The sequence below is a fragment of the Parasphingomonas zepuensis genome, assembly GCF_036663735.1.
Classification (GTDB): Bacteria; Pseudomonadota; Alphaproteobacteria; order Sphingomonadales; family Sphingomonadaceae; genus Sphingomonas.
In genome coordinates, this window is record NZ_JAXOJO010000016.1 from 1 (window position 1) to 2,468 (window position 2,468).

Annotated in this window: 3 protein-coding genes; 1 reads left to right on the forward strand and 2 read right to left on the reverse strand. The window is 63.9% G+C overall.

Features of this window, described 5'->3' with window-relative positions; genetic code table 11:
• Positions 1–369 (forward strand): transposase (locus U1769_RS24785; RefSeq protein ID WP_332720834.1); only part of this gene is annotated, 369 nt, incomplete at its 5' end.
• 27 nt (positions 370–396) lie between these two features.
• On the opposite strand, the gene U1769_RS24790 is transcribed toward U1769_RS24785, so the two are convergent.
• Both U1769_RS24790 and U1769_RS24795 read right to left on the reverse strand, forming a co-directional pair.
• A protein-coding gene (locus U1769_RS24790; RefSeq protein WP_332720835.1) for an IS3 family transposase occupies positions 397–1,502 on the reverse strand; the annotation gives its coding sequence in 2 pieces (ribosomal slippage) (positions 397–1,283 and positions 1,283–1,502; 1,107 coding nt in all).
• Positions 1,503–2,449, reverse strand: a protein-coding gene (locus U1769_RS24795) for an IS630 family transposase (protein ID WP_332720836.1) whose coding sequence is annotated in 2 segments (ribosomal slippage) — positions 1,503–2,113 and positions 2,113–2,449 — 948 coding nt in all. Because the reading frame shifts where the segments join, the coding sequence is not laid out codon by codon here. It lies immediately after the preceding gene.
• Between the last annotated feature and the right edge of the window lie 19 nt (positions 2,450–2,468).

Genomic DNA, 2,468 nt, shown 5'->3' on the forward strand with positions numbered 1-2,468 from the left:
CGCCTGCGGCGTTCCAATCGCAACTTCAGCACACCGCGCAGTGGCGTCGATAAGGATGGGTCGATCCGCTATCGCGCGCGTCAGCAGGACTGCCAGAACTGCGCCTTCCGGCAGCGATGCACGCCCAACATGCCCGCTCGCAAGGTCACCCGATCGATCCACGAAGGCGCGCGCGACCTGGCCCGCGATATCGCCACCACCGACGCGTATCTCGTGTCACGCCGCCAACGGAAGAAGGTCGAGATGCTCTTCGCTCACCTCAAGCGCATCCTGAAGCTGGATCGCTTGCGCCTGCGAGGCCCCAATGGAGCGAAAGATGAGTTCCACCTCGCCGCCGCAGCCCAGAACCTCCGGAAAATGGCAAAGTGAGCTGCACCCGGTTTTGCGGACACCAAGTTAGGCTACATTAGCCTGCTTCTCGAAGTCCATGGGGCTGAGATAGCCCAGGGTCGAGTGCCTGCGCGTGGGATTGTAGAAGCGTTCGATGTAATCGAACACGTCCGCCCGTGCCTGATTGCGCGTTCGGTATGTTTTCCGCGCGATCCGCTCGGTCTTGAGCGAGGAGAAGAAGCTCTCCATCGCGGCATTGTCCCAGACGTTGCCCGACCGGCTCATCGAGCAGGTGATGCCGTTGTCGGTCATCAGCCGCTGGAACTGCTCGCTGGTATATTGGCTGCCCTGGTCCGAGTGGTGCAGCAGGGCATCGGGCTTGCCGCGTCGCCAGATCGCCATGACCAGCGCATCGGTGACGAGCTGTGCCGTCATCGTGTCGCTCATCGACCAGCCGACCACCCGCCTGGAGAACAGGTCGATCACCGCGGCCGCATACAGCCAGCCTTCGGCGGTCCAGATGTAGGTGAAGTCTGCCACCCACTTCTGGTTCGGTCCATCGGCGGTGAACTGTCGATCGAGCACGTTGCCGGCGATCACCGACCGCTGGCCCTCGTCCTTGGGCAGACCGCGACGCCTGGGGCGAGCCTTGAGACCCTGCACCCGCATCAGTCGTTCGACGCGGTGCAGGCCGCATGACAGGCCTTCGGCCAGAAGATCGTGCCAGACACGGCGCGCGCCATAAGTGCGATAGCTGGAGATGAAGCTTGCCCGCACCCTGGCGCCGAACTCCTCGTCACTGCAAGAGCGCACGCTCGGCGCGCGCACCAGCCAGGCATGAAAGCCGCTGCGCGAGACCCCGAGCGCCTCGCATATCCACGATACCGGCCAGACCCCCCGGTGCTTCGCGATGAAGGCGAACCTCATATCGAGTCCTTCGCGAAGTAGGCCGCCGCTTTTTTTAGAATGTCGCGCTCCGCCTTCATCCGCGCCAGCTCGCGGCGCAGCCGCTCAATCTCCTGCTGTTCTGGCCTCAGCTTGCCGTGGCCGGGAAAGGCCGATCCAGGATCGCCCTCCGCTTCGCGGATCCACTTGCGCAGCACGTTGCCATGCACGTCGAGATCGCGCGCCGCCTGCGCCGCAGAAACGCCCCGCTCTAGAGCGGTTTCCATTCATTCCGGTTCATAGCCGCATGATTTGAAGTAGTTGGCGCATTCGATGGGCTGGAAGATATCGACGAGTTTGCCGATCAGGTCCCACAGGCCGCTGACGGTTCGCTCGCCTATTTTTCGGAGCATGGCCTTGAGCCGTGAGAAGGCCTTTTCGATGGGGTTGAAGTCCGGGCTGTAGGGCGGGAGGAAGCGCAGGGTTGCGCCGACTGCTTCGATCCTCTCCCTCACTGCTGCCCGCTTGTGGCTGGAGAGGTTGTCCATGATGACGACGTCGCCGGGCCGCAGCTCGGGCACGAGCACCTGCGCCACATAGGCTTCGAACCAGTCGCCGTTGATCGGTCCGTCCAGCACCATCGGCGCGACCATGCCGGTTATCCGCAGACCCGCAACCAGCGTGGTGGTTTTACGGTGGCCGTGCGGGAAGCCCATCCGCAGTCGCTCGCCCTTGGGGCAGCGGCCATGGCTGCGGGTCATGTTGGTGGCGGTCCACGTCTCGTCGATGAAGACGAGGCGCTCGGGTTCGAGGTCGATCTGGCCATCGAACCAGTGCCGACGTTGCCTCAGGACGTCGGGACGGTCCTGCTCGATCGCGTGCCCGGTCTTTTTTTGCGCGTGATCCCGTGACGGGCGAAGAAGCGATGCACCGTGCCGATCCCAACCAGGGCGCCACGCTCAATCAGCCGCGTCTGAACCTCGACCAGGGTCATATCGCCCTGCTCGGCAATCAGTCCCCGAATGAAGCCGCCATGCGCTTCGATCCTGCCGGAATGCCGGTCACCGCCGCGCGGCCTGGCCACAGCCTGACCATGCTCCAGGGCGAGCTGTCGCCAGCGGATCGCGCTCGATGCGCTGACCCCGAAGCGCGCCGCCGCCGCATGACAGCTTAAGCCCGCATCAATCGCTGCAACTACCCTGTCCCGAAGATCCTGTGAAAGAGCTCGTGCCATCCATGCTGGCCTCCTGCCA